Source organism: Bacteroidales bacterium (assembly GCA_035299085.1).
Taxonomy (GTDB): domain Bacteria; phylum Bacteroidota; class Bacteroidia; order Bacteroidales; family UBA10428; genus UBA5072.
The window spans coordinates 1-17693 of the sequence record DATGXG010000020.1 but is presented as its reverse complement, the minus strand read 5'-3'; the positions used below and the strand labels follow the sequence as shown (position 1 = coordinate 17693).

Annotated in this window: 17 protein-coding genes; 11 read left to right on the top strand and 6 right to left on the bottom strand. The window is 43.8% G+C overall.

Features of this window, described 5'->3' with window-relative positions; genetic code table 11:
• Positions 1-18: 18 nt before the first annotated feature.
• The 5 genes from VK179_05865 to rodA all read left to right on the top strand — a co-directional run bounded on the left by VK179_05865 (position 19) and on the right by rodA (position 5720).
• Positions 19-1044, top strand: a complete 1026-nt coding sequence (locus VK179_05865) for a rod shape-determining protein (protein HLO58246.1) — start codon at positions 19-21, stop codon at positions 1042-1044.
• 91 nt (positions 1045-1135) lie between these two features.
• A complete protein-coding gene (gene mreC, locus VK179_05860; protein HLO58245.1) occupies positions 1136-1963 on the top strand; it encodes a rod shape-determining protein MreC in 828 nt (275 codons plus the stop codon).
• Entirely contained in the window at positions 1960-2466 is a 507-nt protein-coding gene (locus VK179_05855) for a hypothetical protein (GenBank protein ID HLO58244.1), read from the top strand. The genes mreC and VK179_05855 overlap by 4 nt, the downstream gene beginning before the upstream one ends.
• Before the next feature lie 3 nt (positions 2467-2469).
• Positions 2470-4290: a penicillin-binding protein 2 gene (mrdA, locus tag VK179_05850; protein HLO58243.1), complete on the top strand. Its 1821-nt coding sequence runs from the start codon at positions 2470-2472 to the stop codon at positions 4288-4290.
• A gap of 5 nt (positions 4291-4295) precedes the next feature.
• Positions 4296-5720, top strand: coding sequence for a rod shape-determining protein RodA (gene rodA, locus VK179_05845; protein HLO58242.1), 1425 nt, complete (start codon positions 4296-4298; stop codon positions 5718-5720).
• A gap of 87 nt (positions 5721-5807) precedes the next feature.
• On the opposite strand, the gene VK179_05840 is transcribed toward rodA, so the two are convergent.
• The 5 genes from VK179_05840 to purE form a co-directional block, all read right to left on the bottom strand.
• Complete coding sequence (locus VK179_05840) at positions 5808-6437, bottom strand: ACP phosphodiesterase (protein ID HLO58241.1); 630 nt, start codon at positions 6435-6437, stop codon at positions 5808-5810.
• A 135-nt stretch (positions 6438-6572) separates the two neighbouring features.
• Positions 6573-7916: a glucose-6-phosphate isomerase gene (locus VK179_05835; protein ID HLO58240.1), complete on the bottom strand. Its 1344-nt coding sequence runs from the start codon at positions 7914-7916 to the stop codon at positions 6573-6575.
• A 10-nt stretch (positions 7917-7926) separates the two neighbouring features.
• Positions 7927-8922, bottom strand: a complete 996-nt coding sequence (locus VK179_05830) for an NAD(P)H-dependent glycerol-3-phosphate dehydrogenase (GenBank protein HLO58239.1) — start codon at positions 8920-8922, stop codon at positions 7927-7929.
• Between the two features lie 125 nt (positions 8923-9047).
• Positions 9048-9866 (bottom strand): hypothetical protein, encoded by an 819-nt coding sequence (locus VK179_05825; protein ID HLO58238.1) that lies wholly within the window; start codon positions 9864-9866, stop codon positions 9048-9050.
• 34 nt (positions 9867-9900) lie between these two features.
• Complete coding sequence (gene purE / locus VK179_05820) at positions 9901-10407, bottom strand: 5-(carboxyamino)imidazole ribonucleotide mutase (GenBank protein ID HLO58237.1); 507 nt, start codon at positions 10405-10407, stop codon at positions 9901-9903.
• Between the two features lie 73 nt (positions 10408-10480).
• On the opposite strand from purE, the gene hpt reads away from it, so the two are divergent.
• From hpt to VK179_05790, 6 genes are all read left to right on the top strand, one after another.
• The gene (gene hpt / locus VK179_05815) at positions 10481-11017 is read left to right on the top strand and encodes a hypoxanthine phosphoribosyltransferase (protein HLO58236.1); all 537 of its coding nucleotides are present in this window, start codon (positions 10481-10483) and stop codon (positions 11015-11017) included.
• A 31-nt stretch (positions 11018-11048) separates the two neighbouring features.
• Entirely contained in the window at positions 11049-11621 is a 573-nt protein-coding gene (locus tag VK179_05810; GenBank protein ID HLO58235.1) for an adenylate kinase, read from the top strand.
• A gap of 89 nt (positions 11622-11710) precedes the next feature.
• A complete protein-coding gene (obgE, locus tag VK179_05805) occupies positions 11711-12709 on the top strand; it encodes a GTPase ObgE (protein HLO58234.1) in 999 nt (332 codons plus the stop codon).
• Positions 12702-13265, top strand: a complete 564-nt coding sequence (locus tag VK179_05800) for a phosphatase PAP2 family protein (protein HLO58233.1) — start codon at positions 12702-12704, stop codon at positions 13263-13265. The genes obgE and VK179_05800 overlap by 8 nt, the downstream gene beginning before the upstream one ends.
• A gap of 161 nt (positions 13266-13426) precedes the next feature.
• On the top strand, positions 13427-13573 hold the full coding sequence (locus VK179_05795) for a hypothetical protein (protein HLO58232.1): 147 nt from the start codon (positions 13427-13429) through the stop codon (positions 13571-13573).
• A 276-nt stretch (positions 13574-13849) separates the two neighbouring features.
• The gene (locus VK179_05790; protein ID HLO58231.1) at positions 13850-17044 is read left to right on the top strand and encodes a T9SS type A sorting domain-containing protein; all 3195 of its coding nucleotides are present in this window, start codon (positions 13850-13852) and stop codon (positions 17042-17044) included.
• 305 nt (positions 17045-17349) lie between these two features.
• On the opposite strand, the gene VK179_05785 is transcribed toward VK179_05790, so the two are convergent.
• On the bottom strand, positions 17350-17547 hold the full coding sequence (locus VK179_05785) for a hypothetical protein (GenBank protein ID HLO58230.1): 198 nt from the start codon (positions 17545-17547) through the stop codon (positions 17350-17352).
• Between the last annotated feature and the right edge of the window lie 146 nt (positions 17548-17693).

The following is a 17693-nucleotide window of genomic DNA, read 5'->3' as shown; positions in this document are numbered from 1 at the left end:
TATTGATTAAATTATCTTATGGGCATTTTTTCTTTATTTAACCAGGAGCTCGCTATAGATCTGGGAACTGCCAACACGATTATCATAGAGAATGATAAAATAGTGGTTGATGAACCATCTATCGTGGCGATCGACCAAACCACCAAAAAACTTGTTGCAATAGGTGAAGTAGCCAGGCAGATGCACGGAAAGACACATCAGAACATCCGTACCATCAGGCCGTTACGTGACGGAGTTATTGCGGATTTTAATGCAGCTGAACAAATGATCCGCGGAATGATCCGCATGATCAATCCCAAAAACAGGTTTTTCACGCCGTCTTTAAAAATAGTTGTCGGCATTCCTTCAGGAAGTACCGAAGTGGAAATAAGAGCAGTGCGTGACTCTTCGGAACATGCCGGAGGCCGTGATGTATACATGGTTTATGAACCCATGGCCGCCGCTATTGGTATTGGTCTTGATGTCATAGCCGCCGAAGGTAACATGGTTGTTGACATCGGGGGAGGGACCACTGAAATTGCAGTTATAGCCCTTGGCGGTATCGTATGCAATGAATCTATCCGCATTGCAGGTGATGGTTTTACGGATGATATACAGGCCTATATGCGTCATCAGCATAATATTAAAGTCGGTGAGCGTACTGCCGAGGATATAAAAATCTTTGTCGGCGCAGCATTACCCGACCTGGACAACCCGCCATCTGATTTCACCGTGAGAGGTCCTAACATGATGACTGCATTGCCCATTGAAATTCCGGTATCATACCAGGAAATTGCCCATTGTCTCGATAAATCGCTTACTAAAGTAGAATCGGCCATTCTTTCGGTTCTCGAGCAAACTCCTCCCGAGTTATATGCCGATATCGTTCAGAAAGGTATTTACCTTGCCGGTGGAGGTGCATTGCTTCGCGGTCTGGCTAAAAGACTTACGGATAAAATCAGCATTCCGTTCAATGTGGCTGAAAATCCGCTTCATGCAGTAGCCCGTGGAACCGGTATTATTCTTAAGAATATTGAGAAATACCAGTCGCTCCTGCTGCGTTAATTATTTACCGGGAATTATCCCGTTTGCTGTAAGGCGATTGAAGATAGGGTAAGATGACTAATATGTTTCAAATTACAGAGGTGATGTCGGCATGAGAAATTTAATCCGCTTTATAATTCAACATCATTTCCTGATTTTTTTCCTGTTGATAGAATTTTTCTCGCTGTTTCTGCTTTTCAGTGGGAATCCCTATCAAAAAGTTGCATTTTACAACGCATCGCATAACCTTTCCGGCCGCTTATCGGTTCGCATGAGCAATGTGAGGGATTATCTCTCGCTTCATTATGAAAACCGTAAACTCGCCGAGGAAAATGCCCGGTTATACAACAACCTCAAATCTTCGTATAAGCTCACTTCATCACTGGAAAACAGTGCACAGCAAGATTCACTGGCAGGAAGGAAGTACAGGTATTTAACCACTCGCGTAATAAACAATACGATTAACAAGCAATATAATTATATTACACTCGACATGGGCAGGATGGGTGGTATAAGACCCGATATGGCCGTTATATCAGCTGATGGCATTGTTGGAGTGGTGAAATCGGTTTCCGATAATTATGCTTCTGTTCTCTCGGTGCTTAACCGCGATTTTGTTGTAAGCGCCAAGATTAAGAAGAACGGCTATTTCGGACCCCTATCCTGGAATGGCTCATCATCACAGTATGCCACGCTGGTTGACATTCCTCATCACGTGAAACTTACCGAAGGCGATACCATTGTCACAAGCGGTTTCGGCGGAGTATTTCCCGAGGGAATCCAGGTGGGTACGATCGACAGGTTCAAGCTCAAGGGCGGGAATTATTATGAAGTTAAGGTAAAGCTGTCAACTGAATTCAGAAAGCTCGATTATGTTCAGGTTATCAGTAACTATGAAAAATTTGAAATTGATTCACTTGAAAATGCGGTAAGCCGATGATCAGGGAATTTGGAAAATATCTGACCTATTTTGTTTTGCTGGTCCTGTTTCAGTTGCTGGTCTTTAACAATATTGAATTTTCAGGATATATCAATCCTTACATTTATGTCCTGTTTATCCTTTTACTGCCTTTCACCACGCCCAGGCTTGTTTTATTGCTTTGCGGTCTGGCACTCGGACTGATCATTGATTTGTTCATGGGCACTCCGGGAGTTCATTCATCAGCCACTGTGCTTATGGCTTTCTCGAGGCCAACTGTTATGGCTATGTTTTCTCCGCGTGAAGGTTACCAGTCGGGTACCTATCCGCGGCTCGGCCAGTTTGGCATGGAATGGTTTGTTAAATACACGGTGATGCTTGTTTTAATTCATCACTTTGCATTATTTTACCTCGAAGTTTTCAGTTTCCATCATTTTTTCAGCACCCTTTTACGAGCCTTTTTAAGTTCAATATTGACCTCTCTGATTATTATTTTTAGTCAGTATTTTGTTTTTCGAAGATAGGAAATGGATCAGTTTGCCTCGCGCAGAAATATCATAGCCATTATTTTTCTGATGGCTGCACTTGCATTGGTCATACGCCTGTTTTACATCCAGGTGATCGATTCGAGTTATAAATTATCAGCAGAAAATAATTCACAGCGTATCGAAATCCTCTATCCCGCAAGGGGTTTGATTTATGATCGCAAAGGGAAACTCATGGTGTATAATCAGCCTTCGTATGACCTGATGATTGCACCCTATGAGCTAAGGCCTTTCGACAGCACTGAGTTTTGCCGGATTCTGAATATTGGAATGGACAGGCTCAGGGCAGGTATAGCAAGGGCAAAGCTTCCGCGTTACCGCCGTGAACCTTTCATTAAACAGATTTCGCCTGAGCAGTATGCTGTTCTGCAGGAAAAAATGTTCAAATACCCGGGGTTTTATGTGAGGTCGCGCACCCTGAGGAAATACACAAAACCACTGGCTTCTCACCTGTTCGGCTATGTCGGTGAAGTGGATGAAAAACTTATTGAGCGCAAAAAGTCTTATGTAATGGGCGATTACATAGGCATCAGCGGAATCGAGGGATATTACGAGGAGGAACTGAAAGGTGAAAAAGGCCAGGAGGTTCTGCTTGTAGATGTTCATGGAAGGGTTAAAGGCCCTTACCAGGACGGCCGGTATGATAAGGACGCCATTGTTGGGAGGGACCTAACCTGCACGATCGATGAGGATCTGCAGGAATATGGCGAAAGGCTGATGAAAAATTACAAGGGAAGCATAGTCGCCATCGAACCCTCAACCGGCGAAGTGCTGGCACTGGTTTCAGCACCCACCTATGATCCGGCGCTGCTTGTGGGGCGCGATAGAACTAACAATTACAAGATCCTTGAGCGCGACACGATTTTAAAGCCCCTGTTCAACAGGGCTCTTATGGCTAATTATCCCCCGGGATCAACATTTAAGCCGATACAGGCGCTTATAGGCCTGCAGGAAGGCGTTATTACAAAAGAATCTTCTTTCTCCTGTTCCAGAGGGTATCATTACGGAAGCCGCACGGTGGGGTGCCATGATCACAGGAGTCCGCTTAACCTCATCGAGGGGATTCAGCATTCATGCAATGCTTATTTCTGTAATGTATACCGGAGGATCATCGAAAATCCGAAATATAAAAATGCCGAGGAGGCTTACGATGCCTGGTATGAGCATGTAAAGGAATTCGGGATAGGGAACAGGCTGAAAAGCGATTTCACCAATGAACTCAGGGGCAATGTGGCACCTGCCACATACTATGATAAATACTTTGGAAAGAACCACTGGAGTGCACTGACCACTATTTCGCTTTCAATAGGTCAGGGCGAGTTGCTGGTTACTCCCTTACAAATGGCCAATGAGGCTGCCATTATAGCAAACCGCGGCTATTACATCATTCCCCATACAATAAAAAGTATCGAAGGACTGGATACCATTGAGCACCGTTTCACGCAAAAGCACATCATCAACATTGATACGGCTAATTTCAACCTGGTTGCCCAGGGTATGTATATGGCCGTTAACGGAGGTCCGGGCGGTACGGCTACAATTGCGCGTATCGACAGTATTGCGGTTTGCGGAAAGACCGGTACCGCGCAAAACCCGCACGGGAAAGACCATTCGGTATTCATTGCTTTTGCGCCTAAAGATCATCCTCAAATTGCCATTGCCGTATATGTTGAACACGGTATGTGGGGTGCAACCTATGCGGCGCCCATAGCAAGTCTGTTAATTGAAAAATACCTGAAAGGCAAGATATCCCCTAGGCGGAAACCTCTTGAAGACAGGATGTTAAATGGAAATCTGTTGTGAAGCCAATGATTGATAAACTCAATATAACCGAACAAATCGACTGGACGACAGTATTTTTATACCTGGCGCTGGTGATATTCGGCTGGATGAATGTATTTGCCTCATCATACAATGAGCAATTCACATCCATCTTCAACATACATATGAATTACGGCGACCAATTGCTGTGGATCATAGTTTCCTTCCTGATGATCATAGTGCTGTTTGCCATTGACCACCGCTTTTTCCACTACTTCGCCTACGTCTTTTACGGCATTGCGATTTTGCTGCTGCTGGCAGTTCTGGGAATCGGCGTGAGGGTTAACAACTCACAGTCGTGGATCAGGATCATGGGATTCAATCTTCAGCCTGCCGAGTTTGTGAAAATTGCCACCGCACTGGCGATTGCCAAATACCTGGGAGGATACAATGTACGGTTATGGACGTGGAAATCCATGTCGGTTATGGCATTGCTTCTCGGATTACCGGTGATGCTCATTATTCTTCAGCCTGATGCGGGAACAGCGATGGTATTCACCTGCTTTATCCTTGTGATGTACCGCGAAGGTATGCCGGGTTGGATCCTTGCCATTTCATTGTTTATTACAGTGTTGTTTCTGGCCACACTATTGCTTCCCAATACAACCGTGCTGATAGCTCTTATCATTCTTGCCCTTGCCATGTTCGCCATAACGAACAACAGGACACGAATGGCTGTCATCTCAGGAGTGTTACTTGCCGGACTGTGGTATGGCATTCACCGGATATTACCGGTAATGGGCTACAAGATAGAAGTTTACAAAGAATTGTTGGGTGCCTTGATAGCAGGATCAATCGGTTTTGTGATTGTATGTTTTGCCAGGAGGATCAAAAATGTGATCATGATTATGATTCTTCTGTATGGCTTCATTGGATTCACGTTTACTGTAGATTATGTATTTCACAATATTTTGCAGCCACACCAGCAAACCCGTGTGAATATTTTGCTGGGTAAGGAAACCGATGTAAGAAACGTGGGATATAACCTCAACCAGTCGAAGATTGCAATTGGTTCCGGCGGTTTTCTGGGCAAAGGCTATCTTAAAGGGACGCAGACAAAACTCGATTTTGTTCCCGAACAGAGCACCGACTTTATATTTTGCACGGTAGGTGAGGAATGGGGTTTTATAGGTACAACCATTGCCATTCTGCTGTATTGCGGCTTGCTGATCAGGATTCTCTTCCTGGCGGAACGACAGCGATCGCAGTTTGCACGTATTTATGGATACGGAGTGGTTTCGATATTATTCTTCCATTTTGCCATCAATATCAGCATGACGATCGGGTTATTTCCCGTTATCGGTATTCCGCTCCCGTTTTTCAGTTACGGCGGTTCATCCATGCTGGCCTTTACGCTGCTGCTATTTATTTTGGTAAGGCTGGATTCGGTGAGGTCGAAGTATACGAAGTAGGCTGTTAGGCTATTAGGCTATTAGCCCTATCAACTTGAGTTAATAGCCCAATAGCCTAATAGCCTAATAGCCTAATAGCCTAATAGCCTAGGAAATCAACGAAATATTGTCCTGGTTGCATTCCTCGTGATCGAGCATGATGCCGAAGGATTTCTCGACAAAGCTGATCAGTGAGGGAAAGAAAGCGGAGAATTCAGATTCAAATTTTTCATAATCATCGCGCAGCACCTTGATTGCATATTCTGTTTCTTCGGGAAGCGTGGTGCGGCTCGACATACGGTGCAGCACATCCTCAATCCCTTCAACAGTTGAATATTTCTGAATCCAGTTATTCCTTATAAAAGAAGGAAGGAATAACCTGACAGCTTCGGGCAATACATCCAGGTGCTTTGAAAGCACATCATGAACATTGAAAATGAAATCTTCAATGGGCTGATGGCAATATGCCGGCCATGCATTTACAAGAAAGTGATCGTAAAAAATATCGATTATAATACCGGAGTACTTCCGGTATTTCTCTATAAGACGGACTTTGCTGCGCTTTACAATCTGGTTGGTATCGGTGTAAGAATCAATATGCCTGTGCAGCATGATTCCCTTTTTCATGGATTCACTATACTTTCCAAGCTCAAAACCTTTTACGTAATCCCCAATGAAGTTTCCTACCAATACTTCTTCATTGGCGCCCGACAGGTATATGTGAGCTAAGTAATTCAAGGTCTGTAGATTTAGCGGCAAACTTAAAAATATAGCAAAACCAGATATACCTGTTTTAATACAAAAATCGTGCTAAACTTTAACGGAAACAGATAAATCTTACTTTTTATACGAAAATTATGCAGGAATTGTTACTTAAATTCTGCTTTTAATTTTCTTAGTTTCAGCCTCAAAACCCGGTTTTTCGAGAAGCGCAAACATGTTTTTCTTGTAGGCTTCCACGCCCGGTTGGTCAAAGGGATTAACTCCCAGGAGATAACCGCTTATTCCACAGGCTTTTTCAAAAAAGTACATGATCTGGCCAAGGTAGTACTCGTTCAATTTGGGGATTTCGATGTGGATATTGGGGACTCCGCCATCCACATGAGCCAGTGCAGTTCCGAGTTCAGCCATTTTATTAACAGAATCAATCCGTTTTCCGGCGATATAATTCAGTCCGTCGAGATCCGCTTTCTCTTTGGGAATGGCCAGTTTTGTGGCCGGTTCACTTATGGATATAACGGTTTCCATGAGAATGCGTTCACCTTCCTGGATGTACTGTCCCATTGAATGGAGATCAGCGGAAAGGTCAACACTGGCGGGAAATATGCCTTTGCCTTCTTTACCTTCGCTTTCACCGTAAAGTTGTTTCCACCATTCAGCCAGGAAGTGAAGTTTATTTTCAAAATTAGCAAGGATCTCTATTTTTTTCCCTGAACGATAAAGCATATAGCGCGCAGCAGCGTATATACAGGCAGGATTTTTCGCGAATTCAACCGAAGAAGCGGTCAATTTTTCCATATCAGCGGCACCCTTAACAAGAGCACGGATATCAACTCCGCCAAGGGCAAGCGGAACCAATCCCACCGGGGTAAGAACCGAATAGCGGCCTCCTACATCATCAGGAATAACGTATGTTTTATAGCCTTCCTGCGTGGCTGTAGTCCGTAATGCCCCTTTTTTCGCATCGGTAATGGCAATAATAAGTTCTTTTGCTGCTTCCTTCCCTTCTTTCTTTTCGAGGTGATTTTTGAGAATCCGGAATGCGATTGCAGGTTCCGTTGTCGTTCCCGACTTTGAAATCACAACAATGGCATATTTCATATCATTAAGAAGGTCCATCAATTCGTTCAGGTAGTCTTCACCGATATTATGGCCGGCATAAAGCAGCACCGGGTTCTTACGACTTGCTTTAAGATGAAAGAACACAGGAGACAGAGCTTCGGAAACAGCCCGGGTACCCAGGTATGAGCCGCCGATACCGATAACAACAACAGCTTCCACCTTTTTCCTGATTTTGGCGCATGTTTTTTCTATATCTTTTAAATCAGCATCCGATATGGAAGAAGGCAGGTTTACCCAGCCAAGGAAATCGTTTCCCTTTCCGGTTTTCTGTTCCAGGGCTTTTACCGATTCAATGGCTTTGCCTTCCATTTTATAAATATCGGTTTTGGGTACAAATCCGAATACTTTGCTGATATCAATTTTCAACGCTTCCATGACAGTTTGGTTATTTGAGTTTTTCAGTTAAAAGTTTTATTTCAAGTGCAGGTGATACCTTATCATACAGAATATGATAAACAGCATCTGTTATCGGCATGTTCACCCCGAATTCCTTATTCATTTCGCGGATGCAGGCTACGGCATAATAACCCTCGGCTATCATATTCATTTCAAGCTGAGCGGATTTTACCGAGTAACCTTTGCCAATCATCATTCCGAATGTACGGTTACGGCTGAATTGAGAATAAGCGGTAACCAAAACGTCGCCCAGGTAGGGCGAGCTGAGGAACTTTCGTTTGCTTTTATAGGTTTTTACAAGAAATCTCTTGATCTCCAGCATGGCATTGGATATAAGCACTGCCTGGAAATTATCGCCATATCCCAGTCCATGGCAGATTCCTGCCGCAATAGAGATGATATTCTTTAAAACAGCAGCATACTCGGTACCGTAAATGTCTTTTGAAGACATAACCTTCACAAAATGGCAACGCAGGAGTCCGGCAAGTTCCTCTGATTGTTCTTTTGTGGCTGAAGCAAGGGTCAGATAGGACAGTCTCTCGAGCGCAATTTCTTCAGCGTGACATGGTCCGGCTATGATGCTGATATTCCTGAAAGGAACGCCATACTTCTGGTTAAAGAATTCGGCAACTGTGAGATTTTCAACAGGGACAATCCCTTTAATAGCCGAAATGATATGCTTCTCACCAAAATCAATAGTACATCCCGACAACACCTCTTTAAGAAAAGGAGCAGGAACCGCAAAAATCAGGATATCGGAACTATTGATTGTTTCTTCAATTGAATTAAAAAACCGTATCCGGCTTGTATCAAATTCAATATCACTGATGTATTTCGGGTTATGATGAAATTTGAGAAAGTGGTCAATGGTTTCCTGTGAGCGGATAAACCAGTTTAACTGAGTAACATTATTCAGCAAAATTTTGGCGATGGCAGTTGCCCAGCTGCCGCTTCCGATAATCGCAACACTGCGCTGATCAGACATTTTAACCTATCAGATATTAAAGTGAATCGCAAAAATAGCATTAAAATTTGATTTAGGCAGTTCTATCCCGATCTAGAATCTGTAGAATTTCAGGGTACTGGAATTCACAGATTTCTTAACCGGGATTACCTTACAGAATACATCAAATTCAGTGACGGGCTCCAGCCGCCTACCGGTTGGTACGAGAACCCGAAAACCGCTGCAAGTCGGCCGGAGATATACCCCCCTTCAACGGTATATGCCGGTATGCGGTTAAAATGAATTTGAATAGCGCAATACAGGTTTTTTGCAGGAACAATTTCAGTAATTGCTGAATAGTGAAGAGGTTGGCCTGCAGTTTTACCCGCAAGAAGCCCGATAAAGAATTCATCCCCTAACTGGTATCCGGATGAAAAAGAATAGTGTGAAGGCAGGATGGCATAACCTACGGGTCTGTAAGTCTGATTGGCCGGGTTGTACACTGAGAAAGCAGTTACCATATTTTTCACCGGGTAAAACCGGACTCCGGCAGAGGGCACAACAGCGTATAAGTCATTATATCCTGCGGGCTGGTTAAGCCGGTCCAGGTGCAAGCCTATTCCTGCCTGCAGCCAGCTGGTTAATTTTTTGGCGTATGACAAGCCGAACCGGTTTTCATGCATTTCATGAAATCCCACACTGTACGCTGAAAATTCAAAAACGTCTTGCCCGAATGGTACGGCACACCCGAATGCGGCTGCATTCAGTCCCTCAATCCGGTATAAATTCCTGCAATAAATACCGAAAAAAGCTTTATCGATTCCGGCCAGGTTTGCTGGATTGTATGAAAGCGACCACTGGGCAGGCAAATGGGTTACCCGGTTTGAAAAATGCAGATCTTCATCGGGGTAAAAGACATTTTGCGCCCGGCCGGTCATTGAATACAAAACCAGCACAAGCCAGGAAATATATATTCCTGCCTTCAAATCTGCTGTAACGGTAAATAACGGTTTATATCAATTAACCAACCTTATGCTTATAACTGAGTTTGGATAATTCCTCGTTTGCCGAAACAATTTTCTTCTTAAGACCTTCTTTATATTTCCTTACAGCGCCGGCCACCTTTTCATCATGCAGGGCGATCATCTGGGCGGCCAGTATACCGGCATTGAGCGAGGCATTGATACCCACTGTTGCAACCGGGATACCCGGAGGCATCTGAACTATGGCAAGGAGTGAATCCAATCCTTCGAGTGATGCTTTTATGGGAACGCCTATTACAGGCAGTGTGGTCATTGAGGCGATGACCCCCGGAAGATGGGCGGCCATACCGGCAGCGGCAATTATTACTTTTATACCCCTGTCGGAGGCATTTTTGGCAAACTTTTCAACTTCTTCGGGAGTACGGTGTGCTGAAAGTGCATTAATTTCAAACGGAATTTCAAGTTCATCCAGAAACTTAACAGCAGCTTCCATAACCGGGAGGTCAGAAGTGCTTCCCATAATGATACTTACCAAAGGCGTCATAGTCCAAATTTTAATTTCAGGTCTAATTTAATTCAATTATTCGTATCTTGCGACGATTTATTGAAATCGGTTTATGTTCAAAATTACAATACTGGATAAGGAATTCCAACTGTTTCTACCGCCGGAAAAAATCCAGGCGGAAGTACAAAATATGGCCGACCGCATCAATTCAGATCTGAAAAATGAAGAAGTTATTTTCATCGGCATTCTGAATGGGGCCTTCATGTTCGCTTCCGATTTGCTCAGGAAGATCAATTTCAATACCCAGGTATCATTTGTTAAACTTACTTCTTACAAGGGAACAGTAAGTACCGGTAATGTAAAAAGGCTGATCGGTATCAATGAAGTCCTTAAGGATAAAACCGTTGTGATTATTGAAGATATTATTGATACTGGTGTTACTATAGAAAGCATTATCCAGCAGATAAAAGGTTTCATGCCCAAGCAGATCTATGTGGCTACCTTATTGCTCAAGCCCGAACTGTATACAAGAGACATCAAAATAGACTACGTAGGCTTCAGCATTCCAAAGGATTTTGTTGTAGGATACGGCCTTGATTACGAAGGATACGGACGGAATCTGCGAGGGATATACAAGCTCAGTGAGTAGAATTCATAAACCATAATTCATTATACAAATCATGCTTAATCTTGTTTTATTCGGCCCTCCGGGGGCAGGAAAAGGAACTCAGGCTGTAAGCCTTCTTGAAAAATATAAACTGGTGCACCTTTCAACCGGAGATATTTTAAGAGGTGAACTGGCTGCAAAATCACCGTTAGGACTTGAAGCCAAGAAATTTATGGACCGTGGCGAACTTGTTCCGGACGAAGTGGTTATTGGCATGATCGAAGTAAAGCTCGACCAGAATAAAAATGCGAATGGCTTTATATTTGACGGTTTCCCGAGAACAAAAGCACAGGCATCCGCACTCGACAATCTTCTTAAAAAGAAGAACACGGCGATTACTGTAATGCTGGCACTTGACGTTGAAAAACAGGAACTGGTGAACCGTCTCCTGGGAAGAGGCAAGGTTTCAGGCAGGGCCGATGACCAGGATATCAACGTAATTGAAAACCGCATAGCCGTTTACAACCGTGAAACATCACCGGTTATCGACTACTATAATGCACAGGGAAAATACAAAGCAGTAAATGGCATGGGCACAATTGAAGATATTTTTGCAAGGTTGTGCGGGGCGATTGAGGAGGTGTAGCCGTCGTTGCGAGGAGCTGCCTGTGCTGGCAGATTGCTTCGCCCCGTAGGAACCGGGGCTCGCAATGACGATCTGTTCAAACATCAAAAATGGAATCAAACTTCGTAGACTACATAAAGATTTTCTGCCGGTCGGGCCGGGGAGGCAAGGGTTCAGCCCACCTGCGGAGAGAGAAGTTTGTTCCGAAAGGTGGTCCTGACGGCGGTGACGGCGGCAGGGGCGGACATATCATTCTCAGGGGCAACCACCAGCTCTGGACCCTGCTTCACCTGCGTTATCAGAAGCACATTTTCGCCGGTAACGGTGAGGACGGTCTGAGGGCAAACTCAACAGGTGCTGACGGAAAGGATGTTGTCATTGAAGTTCCTCTTGGCACAATCGCCCGGAATGCTGAAACCAGCGAGTTTCTGTTTGAAATTACACACGAAGACGAGGAGCATATTCTGGCAAAAGGCGGTAAAGGCGGATTGGGCAACACGCATTTCAAATCGGCCACAAACCAGACTCCCCGCTATGCTCAGCCGGGTGAGCCTTCAGTTGAAGGATATTTCACACTGGAACTGAAAATACTTGCCGATGTCGGGTTGGTTGGTTTTCCCAATGCAGGTAAATCCACGCTGCTTTCGGTTGTTTCGGCTGCCAAACCCAAGATTGCCGATTATCCTTTCACAACCCTTGTACCCAATCTCGGCATTGTTCAATATCGCGATTCGCGCTCGTTCGTTATGGCCGATATACCCGGTATCATTGAAGGAGCGCATGAGGGGAGGGGACTTGGATTGCGGTTCCTCCGGCATATTGAAAGAAATGCCATCCTGCTTTTCATGATCCCGGCCGATTCAAAGAACATTGCAAAAGAGTATGACATCCTGCTTAATGAACTAAAGGAATTCAATCCCGAACTCCTTGATAAGAAAAGAGTGCTTGCCATAACCAAATGCGACCTGGCTGATGACGAGCTTATGGCTGAAATGAAAAAGGATCTTCCCGACATTCCTTTTGTGTTTATTTCATCCACAACCGGACTGAATCTTCAGAAACTTAAGGATATGCTCTGGAAGGAACTCAATACTCCTTCAGATGATTGATTCGCTTATTCACCTGGATAAGCAGTGGTTGTTGTGGATAAACGGCCACAATACGCCTTTCCTCGATAGTTTGATGTATTTCGTTTCCGGTAAGTTGGAATGGATACCGCTTTATGCCGTCCTGCTCTTTTTTATAATCCGGAAATACAGGTTGAAAAGCCTCTGGATACTGCTTGCCGTTGTGGTTCTGATCACACTGAGCGACCAGGTCGCGAACCTGCTGAAGAACAATGTAAAGCGATACAGGCCGTGCAAAGATCCCGAAATAGGCCACCTGGTTCACCTGGTGCATAACTACTGCCGCAGTTCGTATGGGTTTGTATCAGGGCATGCAGCGAATTCATTTGCACTCGCTGTTTTTATTTCCCGGTTATTTAAATTTAAATGGGTCACGGCCGGAATGTTGATTTGGGCTGCCATAGTATCCTTCAGCCGCATATACTTAGGCGTCCACTTTCCCATAGATGTGATCTGCGGGGCAATGATAGGGGCGATACTGGCGTGGGGTGTTACTACTGCCCTGTTCAGGATAAAATATTTACGATATACGATTTAGCGATTTGCGATTTACGATTGACCTGACAGAGTCCGGAAGGACCTGTCAGAGTCTTTACGATTTACGATTTAGCGATTTACGATTTACGATTGACCTGACAGAGTCCGGCAGGAACTGTCAGAGTCTTTACAATTTAGGATTTCAGGAGGATCTTCGACAAGATGGCCTCGGCAAGCTCGGCCACCGGGATCATAACAGAGAGCAACCTGGTCTTCGACAAGCCGGCCTCGGCAAGCTCGGCCACCGGGATCATAACAGAGAACAACCAGGTCTTCGACAAGCTCAGACCTGTGATTGATGACTGGTGACTGGTGACTGGTGACTGGTGACTGGTGATTGGATACTAGATGCAGGATTCTGGATGCATCCCTATAGTCCCTAATGTCCCTAAGGTCCCTGAACTTTTAAACTCTGAACCACTGAACCCTAAACCACTGAACCCTAAACCACTGAACCCTAAAACTCTGAACTAACCTCAAACTTCAAACAAAATACACCAAATACCACTGATATTGAGCCATTTGTCAAAATTCCAAATCATTTAATGAGCTGTTTTATATATTAGTATACCCAAAAACTAATTTATGCCAGTAAAAATTCTCTTCTTCCCTGTAAAATCCCTGTTTTGCCTTATCCTGGTATTTGTTGCCATAAATCTTAAAGCCCAAAAGGTCAGACTGGTTGCGGATTTTGATACTACTCCCGGACAGGCCCATCCGAGAGCACCATTCATTTTTCGTGACAAGTTGTATTTTCGTGCGGATGATGCGATATATAATAACAGTTTATGGGCAATTGATCGATCTGACAAAGCAGTACGTCATGAAGAGCTTAAGTTTTTCGGGACTCCTTTTATTTACAATGATTTGATGTATTTTGACACTGATGGGCAGTGGTTCTTTTGCGATGGCATTCATACACCGGAAAAAGTTAAATCAGGTCTGCATCAGCCCGTTTATTGTTTTAATAATAAGATTCTATGCTGGGAGCAGACAAAGGCCAATTCATCCTGTTTTTGGTTATATGACGGCATAAATCTGAAACAAGTTAAGCCCTCTCTTACCAGAGATGTTTCATTCCTGGGTGAATTGAATCACAGGTTATACTTTAAAGTGTGGGCCGACAGCGCATTATGGACCCTGGATGTAAAAGATTCACTTTTAATGGTATCAGACCAATACCTGAAAACGGTCAATTTCGCCTTCATAATGAAGAATTCCATGTATTTTACTTCGCCTGACAGTGCTCAAGACTGGTATACACTCTGGAAATCGGACGGCATTCAGGCACCTGAGAAAATTGGCCGCATACCTAAGTTTATAGATGATCGGATCATTATTAATGATACCATGTATTTTGACCGTAATGTTGATCCCTATCTATGGGTGTTCGACGGTACAAATTTAAGCAAGATTGAAAAATTCCAGGGCGTTGATGAATTAATCAATTTTAATAACAAACTGTACTTTACTGCAACATACAATGATTTTACATCTGTCTGGAGTTTTGATAACTTAAATGAACCGGTAAAATTTCCCGGACATTCTTCAGAATGGGCATATTCATTCCTTGGACAAATTGATAGTGATTTATATATAACCGATGAGGTAACCAAGAAAGTCTTCAAACTTTCAACTACAGGTGAAGTCACTCAAACTTATGCCTTTGGATCCCAAAGCCTGCCTGATAAAAGTGGGTTCATACAAATCTTTAACCATGCGTTTTATTACGGCAATAATAATGAAATCTATAAGTTTGACGGAAGCAGCCAACCATTTTTAGTTGCAAAAATATGCCGGCAAACACTCGGATCGACCCCGGAGAATTTAATAGTTCTCAATAACAAACTTTATTTCACAAGCACTATCCATTACAGTCCACGATTTATGGTTTATGATGGTCTCAATACACCTGTAAAGGCACCGGGATTTTATGGGTATGCGAGTACCAGTATGCAAAATTTAATGAAGAGTATATTCTATGTAGGCTCATGTGGCAAGACCTTTTGTAGTCTGCTTGCCTATGACGGACAAGAAGCTAGCTGGGTTGAAAGTTTTTATGATATTTCCGAATTAGTTGAACTGGATAGCACTGTATATTTTGGATATCATGGAAGTTTTGATAATATGGGGTTTCATCTGTACAATCTTTATGGATACAATTACCGTGAAGGAACTTTTAAGGCTCCGGATACAGAACTGGTTAAGTTTAAATCAACCCCTGATAACCTGTATTCATATGAGCATAGCTTATTTTTTACAGCACAGGATAGCACAGGTGTCAACCGGATGTGGAAATATAAACCCAATCAAAAACCGGTAGCGTTTACGCCGGTGCGACAGGCCTATCACTTAACAGGTTATAACGGCCGGGTTTATTTTACCGACATTGATTCAGCAGGCCCTGAACTCTGGATGACCGATGGGTTTAATCCTGCAGAAAGGATTACAAATTTCAATCCTGGCGCCTATGGCACTGAAGCCCTCGGCACGAATCTTTCAAAATTCATTGTTTTCAAAGGCCGGCTTCTATTCCTTGTCAACGACGGAATTCATGGCAGTGAACTATGGAGCCTGGGTACGGATAATATTCCTCAGCTGGTGGATGACATTTATCCCGGGCCACATTCTTCCAATATCGATAATTATATAGTTTTTGATAATTATTTATATTTCACCGCAGATGACAGCCTGCACGGCACCGAATGGTGGAAGGTGGACAGCACGGGTACAACTGAATTGGTTTTTGATCTTTTTAAAGGGACATCATCTTCCTGGCCACTATCTCCGGTCATAAGAAACGGCATTTTGTTTTTTAGTGCCGATGATGGCATACATGGTCGCGAGCTGTGGCAATTTGACGGAATCAAACCCACCCTGGCGGCCGATATTTATCCGGGTGTTGAAAGTTCATCACCATCGGGACTAATAGTTTTCGATGACCGGATATGTTTCCAGGCCACGGATGCCACTTCCGGAATGGAACTTTTTGAATACTTTCCGGATGTCCATGAAGTTTACAATAAGAACCTGGTAGCCTGCGACAGTATGATTTCACCCAGTGGAAATTATATATGGAAAACTCCGGGTGTTTATGCGGATACAGTGAAAGGATACCAGGCAGTAGACAGCATTTTAAACATAAATCTTACAATTAATCATAATTCATTTTCTCAACTCGTGCTGACGGTATGTGACAGCATGATATCGCCCGGGGGAACTCAGGTCTGGAAACAGGATGGTCAATATAAGGATACCCTTGTCTCAGGCTGCGGATGTGACAGCATCATTACGGTTAATCTGTCCGTTGACCACGTGAATACAGGGATTATCCAGGATCAGGCCGTACTCACTTCATTGCAGGAAGGCGGAATGTACCAGTGGATTGATGCAGGAAACGGGAATACTCCGATAACCGGAGCTATTAATCCCGAATTTACAGCCATATCAAATGGCCTATATGCTGTAATCGTTTCAGAGGGGGTTTGTGTTGATACTTCTGAAGCCTATGAAGTTATTCTTACCGGTTTGCCAGGCCAGGCAAACAACCGAGTGCTGGTTTATCCGAATCCGGCCGGGGAATTTGTAACGATTGATGCGGCAAAGACTTATGAGAATGCTGTAATTACCCTGCTAACGAATGAAGGGAAAGTCATCAGAAAAGAACAGTTCCATAACAGCCGGTATATGAAGATGAATTTAACCGGTCAACCCGGAGCGTATTACCTGATGATTGATGCGGGGGAGAATAGAACGGTTTACAAAGTAATGAAGAAATAAGGTAACGATTTACGATATAGGCGATTTACGATTGACCTGACAGAGTCCGGCAGGACCTGTCAGAGTCTGCAGTGGTGATTGCCTCCTTCGCTGAAGCTTCGGCGGCCAAGGGTGACTGGTGACTGGTGACTGGTGACTGGATGCATTCCTATAGTCCCTAAGGTCCCTATCGTCCCTGACCGAACACTGCAACACTGAATACCAAATACTGAAAACTGCCCTTGTTCTGCGTTCTGCCCGTGCAGGCAGATTGCTTCACCCCGCAGGAATCGGGGTTCGCAATGACGATCTCTTTGTAAGCCGAACTACGGCACCAGCTTAATCGTCTTATCTGCGATCATTTCCTGCAATTCACTCAGCAGGGCCTGTTCCTGGCGGTCAATATTGCCGTCTACCGTTGCCTGGTGAATGATCATATCGTATTCGGCTTTGCTGATTTTATGGTCTTCTATAGCCTTTTCTATGATTTTCCGGAGATCTTTTGCTCCTTCGCTGAGTTTCATATGCTGTTATTTTACTGCTAATTTAAAAAGTATTTGAATATTCCGGAAATCATGCTTTCATCTTTCATGATTGGAAAAACCTTTTTTTTCTGGAAATGTTATAAATTTAAATACATAAACCTATCCAGAATAAGACTATAGAAGAC

Excerpts from the sequence above, each read along its gene's own strand:
- VK179_05865 (HLO58246.1), top strand. The coding sequence starts at position 19 with ATGGGCATTTTTTCTTTATTTAACCAGGAGCTCGCTATAGATCTGGGA.
- mreC (HLO58245.1), top strand. The coding sequence starts at position 1,136 with ATGAGAAATTTAATCCGCTTTATAATTCAACATCATTTCCTGATTTTT.
- VK179_05855 (HLO58244.1), top strand. The coding sequence starts at position 1,960 with ATGATCAGGGAATTTGGAAAATATCTGACCTATTTTGTTTTGCTGGTC.
- mrdA (HLO58243.1), top strand. The coding sequence starts at position 2,470 with ATGGATCAGTTTGCCTCGCGCAGAAATATCATAGCCATTATTTTTCTG.
- rodA (HLO58242.1), top strand. The coding sequence starts at position 4,296 with ATGATTGATAAACTCAATATAACCGAACAAATCGACTGGACGACAGTA.
- VK179_05835 (HLO58240.1), bottom strand. The coding sequence starts at position 7,916 with ATGGAAGCGTTGAAAATTGATATCAGCAAAGTATTCGGATTTGTACCC.
- VK179_05830 (HLO58239.1), bottom strand. The coding sequence starts at position 8,922 with ATGTCTGATCAGCGCAGTGTTGCGATTATCGGAAGCGGCAGCTGGGCA.
- purE (HLO58237.1), bottom strand. The coding sequence starts at position 10,407 with ATGACGCCTTTGGTAAGTATCATTATGGGAAGCACTTCTGACCTCCCG.
- hpt (HLO58236.1), top strand. The coding sequence starts at position 10,481 with ATGTTCAAAATTACAATACTGGATAAGGAATTCCAACTGTTTCTACCG.
- VK179_05810 (HLO58235.1), top strand. The coding sequence starts at position 11,049 with ATGCTTAATCTTGTTTTATTCGGCCCTCCGGGGGCAGGAAAAGGAACT.
- obgE (HLO58234.1), top strand. The coding sequence starts at position 11,711 with ATGGAATCAAACTTCGTAGACTACATAAAGATTTTCTGCCGGTCGGGC.
- VK179_05800 (HLO58233.1), top strand. The coding sequence starts at position 12,702 with ATGATTGATTCGCTTATTCACCTGGATAAGCAGTGGTTGTTGTGGATA.
- VK179_05795 (HLO58232.1), top strand. The coding sequence starts at position 13,427 with ATGGCCTCGGCAAGCTCGGCCACCGGGATCATAACAGAGAGCAACCTG.
- VK179_05790 (HLO58231.1), top strand. The coding sequence starts at position 13,850 with ATGCCAGTAAAAATTCTCTTCTTCCCTGTAAAATCCCTGTTTTGCCTT.
- VK179_05785 (HLO58230.1), bottom strand. The coding sequence starts at position 17,547 with ATGAAACTCAGCGAAGGAGCAAAAGATCTCCGGAAAATCATAGAAAAG.